The organism is Nonomuraea sp. KM90 (assembly GCF_052246675.1).
GTDB lineage: Bacteria > Actinomycetota > Actinomycetes > Streptosporangiales > Streptosporangiaceae > Nonomuraea.
Map to the genome: position 1 here is coordinate 1 of NZ_JBQQCB010000261.1, position 5823 is coordinate 5823.

Annotated in this window: 4 protein-coding genes; 1 reads left to right on the forward strand and 3 read right to left on the reverse strand. The window is 66.9% G+C overall.

The features are described from left to right. Window positions 1-939 precede the first annotated feature (939 nt). The 3 genes from ACTWPW_RS62675 to ACTWPW_RS62685 all read right to left on the reverse strand — a co-directional run bounded on the left by ACTWPW_RS62675 (window position 940) and on the right by ACTWPW_RS62685 (window position 5222). Entirely contained in the window at window positions 940-1731 is a 792-nt protein-coding gene (locus ACTWPW_RS62675; RefSeq protein ID WP_443174794.1) for a TetR/AcrR family transcriptional regulator, read from the reverse strand. Between the two features lie 315 nt (window positions 1732-2046). After that, window positions 2047-2547 (reverse strand): roadblock/LC7 domain-containing protein, encoded by a 501-nt coding sequence (locus ACTWPW_RS62680; protein ID WP_443174797.1) that lies wholly within the window; start codon window positions 2545-2547, stop codon window positions 2047-2049. Window positions 2548-2552: 5 nt separating this feature from the next. Beyond that, the gene (locus ACTWPW_RS62685) at window positions 2553-5222 is read right to left on the reverse strand and encodes a sensor histidine kinase (protein WP_443174795.1); all 2670 of its coding nucleotides are present in this window, start codon (window positions 5220-5222) and stop codon (window positions 2553-2555) included. Between the two features lie 314 nt (window positions 5223-5536). Here ACTWPW_RS62685 and ACTWPW_RS62690 point away from each other — a divergent pair. Continuing rightward, window positions 5537-5823, forward strand: a 287-nt coding sequence (locus ACTWPW_RS62690; RefSeq protein WP_443174796.1) for a helix-turn-helix domain-containing protein, incomplete at its 3' end; no start/stop codon positions are given.

Genomic DNA, 5823 nt, shown 5'->3' on the forward strand with positions numbered 1-5823 from the left:
ATCAGCCTGCACCGCAGGGTGATCAAAACTTGTGACCATCCAGACCCGCGACAGAGGTAGTCGCCACTCCTCTGATAGACCTCAACAACCCAGATCAGACAGTCCCTGAGAGGGAGCTACACCCATCGTCGCCTCCGATTAGCTCGTGGTGGCCAGTTGTCCTTATCCTGACATCGACCACGCGCCTACCTGGGACGCCAGGGCATAGTGGATGTTTTGTCCGGTTCTTTGGTTATGTGAGGCCGAGGATGGTGCGGCTGCCATGCCCGGCTCAGCGGATCCCGCCGGACGCCGAGGACGGGCCATCACCTGCGCGGGCGCATCAGCGATCCACTCCCCGATCGCACTGAACGAGCGCGCCCCTGCAAGCACTGCAGCCGCGGCGACGGCCAACAACGACGCCTAGCGCGTGCCGGACTCCGCGCCGATCACGGGGATCGGGAAGGCGTTGGAAGCATTCCAGCAGGCTGAGGCAGTCACCGGCGGAGGCGGCCACCTGCCCATGCTCGGCCAGTTGACCCAGGGCAGCACTGATCGGCGATCAAGAGGCGACAGGCACGGTCTTCTCTGGTGATCATTAGGCGCGTCGAGAACCTCATGATCTCGAAGGTCGTGCCTGTTCCCAGTCTCAAGCGAGTCTCCAGACCCTCATACAGCCCCAGAACAGTCACTCCACGAAACGGACACTCAGGCTGTTACCGATACCTCGCCGTGGCCCTGCCCTGATGGGTGCTGGCGCACTCTCAGGTCGGGTGCGGGTTGTGGTGCCGCCGAAACCCCGGCAGGGGCGGGGCTCTCCACGGCCTGGGACGAGTAGGGCGCCGCGCAGGTTGGCCTGGTGCTGCCAGCTGGGCACGTCCCGGCGTGCGTCGTCGACGGACCCCTGTCCATGCTGCCCAGTCGACGAGACGCTTCCCTCAGGTGGCGGAAAGCGACGGCTCACCCGCGCGGTGACTCCGACGGTGCGCGTCCCCACTCCGCTCGGGTGGAGTCGTCGTCAGGTGTCACCGTGTCGTGCTCCGGATCCGCCGTCGGGACCACACCGCTACGACTGCGTAGCCCGGCCCATCGGTCAGCCGGTGCAGGAGCACCAGTGTCAAGACGTGGGAGAAGCGGTGCGCAGAATCCGATCACGTCGTCGATGAGGTCCTGCGCGCTGCCTGTGCCGTCAGCGTCGTCGGACCCGCTCTCATTCCAGGCGTGCAACAGAAACTGGACGACGCCACCCAAAGCCGCCCAGAGCAGTTGCAGGTCCTGCGTGGCCATCCCAGCGAAGCGGCCACTCAGCGTATGGCTCAGTACGGCCACGAGCGGGTCAGGCCGTACGTGTTCGGGCTGGATGTGAACGGCTTCCAGGTAAAGGATCCGGTAGATGCCCCGGTTGCTGGTCACGTGCCGGATGTACTCCGCGACTGCCATGGCCACCTGAGCGCTCGGGTCGTCCTCGACCCAAGCGAGAGTTTGCCGGATCTTGTCGATGGGATCGGCGAGACACCGCTCGACTACGGCCGCCAGCAGGTCCTCCTTACTGGAGAACAAGTCGTAGAACGATCGCAGACTCGTCTGCGCATGGGCGGATATATGCTCCAGCCAGGTATTTCTGAACCCGTGGACAGCGAAGAGGGCCGTTGCTGCGGCGATCCATCGGTTCCTGCGTTCCCGCATGCGCTGCTGACGGGTTAATCCTCGATAGGTGTTCTGTACAGGTCGGCGCTTGCGACTTGGGGCCATGGCTCTCTCGGAAGGTTGGTTTCTGATGGGCCTTCTTTTGGGGGTGTCTCGCCGTACAGGGGATACCGGCTGATGGCGCGCGGATGCCGCTTCCAGCCGGTTCCGTTTCGGGGCGTGCGTACCAAGGGGGTGTGCCTCCGGTTCAGGGCGACCGTCGCCAACCAGTTCCTTGGCTCAACCGGACCGGTGGGCGCGGCGGCTCAGATTCGCGGCACCCCCCGTGACGGGCCAGGCGAAGGCATGGGGCCAGCGGATCACCCGTGATCGGGTCCCCTTGTAGGGGGGCGGGAGCGTGCGGGCACAGAGCGAAGCGCCTCACACGATGTCCCCACCGACATGGTTCAACCCGACGACGGCGCCCGAGTTGAGCACGGGCCATACGCGGCCGGTGCCCCCGCACCCTCCGCAGGAGCAGAGGGTGCGCAGCTCTCGATGCACGGCTGGTGTGAGCATCTGGCCGAGGGCGTCGGCCAGCCTCGTCATCTCATAGGCCAGCAGAGCAGGGACACACTCGGTGGAGGCCAACGCCGCCAGGAAGGAGCCGTCGCTGATCGACGTGACGTGCAACGCGCCCTGCTGCAGTTCCACGAGGATCTGGCGGGCTGGTCCGCAACCAAGCTGCGGCACCAGGTTGTGCATGACCGTCCCCCAGGAGGCGACAACGCGGGCCGCCTGGTGAATCTGCCGGTTCGACACGGGCCGCGAAAGCGCGATCGGCCTGCCATCGGCGGAGAACACGAAGACATGGTCGAGCCCGGGAACCTCATCGAGAAGGCGGGTGAGCAACCAGTCCACTTCGAAAGCCAACTCCCGCATGGTGTTCACGATGTCGCCTCGCTATCACGCGGCCCTGTCTGCTGTGCACTCCTCGCGGCGAGATTGTCGCGCGCTTGCCTGAACCCGCGCTGGTAGTCGGCCAGGCGGTTGCGCACCGTCTCCCGGCTACGGGCCACAGCGGGTGTGACGCCTTTGGGCACCGATTGCGCCGTGGCCGTTCCGGGCACCAGGTTGGCCTTCGGCACGCGCTTGGGCAGGCCAGCGGCCGTCGCTCCCTCGCGCGCGGGCTCCACGACCACCTGGGCAGCCTGCCAGCCCTCATCCGTCTGGCCTGTCCCCCACGAACCGTCCGAAGCCTCGCGTGCGAACCAGGCGGACGCCGCGGCGGCGAAGATCGGCAAGTATTCCCCGCCCGGGCGCGGCGTGACCAGCGAAACGGGACCAGTCGTCTCCTCGGGCTTGGCGAAATCGTAGGGTCCGGCGGGCGGCGAGTCCGTGCTCATCCAGGTCATCGGCTGCTGACGCGCCGTCGGCTGCGCGGCCGGGGCTCGGGTCCAGACGTCGCCGGTACCGGGCGTGCCACCCTGGCCTGGAACAGGCGTGGGCAGGGCCGCCGGGTCGACCACGGCGCCGGATGGGGTGGCGGGCCAAGTCCCCGGTGCGTGCGGCTGCGGTTCGGCAAAGGACGACCCTGCGGGCGAGATAGAGGGGGCAGAGGGGCCGGCACCCACGGGGGTAGCCGCGGTGGCCATCCGGGGATCGGTGTACGTGGCCTGGTGGTAGGCCCCGGGACGTATCGCGACGTGTGAGATGCTGAGCAGGGCGTCGGGGATCAGCACCATGGCGGTCAACCCGCTGTGCTCGTGCGGGCGTAGCTGCACCCGGATGCCATGGCGGTGTGCCAGCCTGGCGACCACGAACAGACCCATGCGCCGCGACACCGACACGTCTACGCTCGGCGCGTCCGTCAGCCGCTCGTTGGCCTGGGCCAGCTCCTCCTGGGTCATGCCGATGCCGGAGTCGGTGATCGACAACATCACGCCGCCACCGTCGTTAAGGCCGCCGGACACGGTCACCCTGGTCTCGCGCGGGGAGAACGACAGCGCGTTCTCAAACAGCTCGGCCAGCAGGTGGATGACGTCGTTGACGGCCTGCCCGGCCACGGAGACCCCGTCGGGCACCTGAAGCGCGATGCGCTCGTAGTTCTCGACCTCCGACAGCGAGGCTCGGGCGACGTCGATGAGCTTGACCGGCTCGGTCCAGCGGCGCGGCGGTTCCTGCCCGGCCAGGACCAGCAGGTTCTCGCTGTTGCGGCGCATGCGGGTGGCCAGGTGGTCCAGCTTGAACAGGTTGCCGAGCCGCTGCTCGTCCTGCTCGCCCTGCTCCAGGCCGTCGATCAGGGTGATCTGCCGCTCCACCAGCGTCTGGCTGCGCCGCGACAGGTTCACGAACATCGCGTTGACGTTGCTGCGCAGCCGGGACTCCTCGCCCGCCAGCCGGACCGCCTCGCGGTGCACCTCATCGAAGGCCCGCGCCACCTCACCGATCTCGTCGTGGGAGTCGACGCCGATGGGAACGATGACGGGCGGTGGCCCACCGACCGTCTCGTGCAACCTGCGCACGATGGCGGGTAGATAGTGTCCGGCAATCCGCAAGGCATCGGTGCGCAGCGTGCGCAGGGGCCTGACCAACGACCGCACCACGACGTACGTGGTGGTGAGCACGATGATGAGCAAAATGGCGATGCCCGCACCGACCAGCACGGCGTGGCGGAACTCGGCTTCTTCCAGGGCGCGGCTTTCTACGGTGATGGAGTCGGTCAGGCGCTTGTCCACCGTGCGCATCCCGTCGATGCCGCCGGTGATGGCGGTGAACCAGCGGTCGGGGTCGGCGGTGCTGCCGGGGTCGAGGTCGAGCCGGATGTTGTCGCGGGCCTGTGTCAGCGCGCGGACGCGGTACAGCGCGGCCGCGTCCACGGGCGCGCCGGTAACGGAGTCGTCGTAGAACTGGAGTTCGGCGGGGGTGGCAGAGCTGCGAAAGACGATGAGTTCACTTTCTTGCTGCGCATGTGCAGCCATCAGGGCGTCAAGTTCGCCGCTTTGGAAGAACCCGACCGAGGCGACACCTGCGAGCAGACCTCGCTGTTGAGAGGCGGCGTCCTTGGCTTTGACCAGCGCGGTGAGTGCCCGAACCCGGTTGGTGAGCGGCTCGTCCTGCACACCATGGCTGACTTGCTCATGGATGTGCTGGAGGGTGGCGATGATCTGGGAGTACTTCGTGAGCGTGGGCAGCGTGGACAGCTGGGATGTGAGCACGGTGTCTCGGGTGATCTGGATCTCGTCAAGGCGGCCCAGGATTTGCTGGGTGATGGTCCAGGTGCTGAGGCCGTGCTCCATGGTGATGGCCGCAGCGCTCTGCTTGACCTTGGCCGCTGCCGTATCGACCACGCCGAACTGCTCGCGCAGCGCCGGTCCTCGCTGTGGGCGACGCCCGGCTGCGACGTAGTGAACGGCGTGATCACGCTCCCGCTCAAGGTGATGGGTCAGGTCGGTGATGGAAGCACTGAGATCCGCTTTCTGCAGGACCTGTTGATATTGCTGCGCGGTGCTGATCGATGCGACGATCTGCCCGCCACCCACCACGACGCCTGCGATGGTGGGTATGGCGATCAGCGCAACAAGGCGCCAGCGTACCCGCCAGTTGCGCAATCGCAACCTGCTCATCCCCACCCGCTGACCCCGATCCGGCACGGGTTCGGGGTCGGTTTGCCGATGCGAGGGGTATGTGCGGGTGGTCGGGTCGGTCCTCACTGGACTTCGCTCTCTCGGTCAATCGCCAATGCGATGAGCACCGTACGTTGTGGTCCTAACAGGGTGATGTGCTCGTGAATCCGGGTCGGTCTGCTGCGGCCGTCTCACCGGGTACTTGCAGCGTGGATACCCCGTCCTTGAGGGCGGGGAGGAAACGCGGAATGGCGGGCCACTGTGGGGTCCTGGTTTTGTCGGTGGTGGTCGGTAGCTTGGTCGGCATGTCCCGCTATCGGCTTCAGCCCTCGCCTGCCCAAGAGGCGATCATGCTGGAGCATTGCGGGCACGCGCGGTTCGTGGGGAATCTGGCCGTCGAGCAGCACGCGCACTGGAAGCCGGGCCGTAAGAGCGCGCCGGGGTTTGCCGAGCAGTGCCGGCAGTTCACCCAGGCACGAGCCGCGTTCGCCTGGCTGCGCGCCGGATCGATTATCGTGCAGCAGCAGGCCCTGAAGGACTTCGCCCAGGCGATGGCGAACTTCTTCGGCACCACCCACCAGCGTCCGACCTG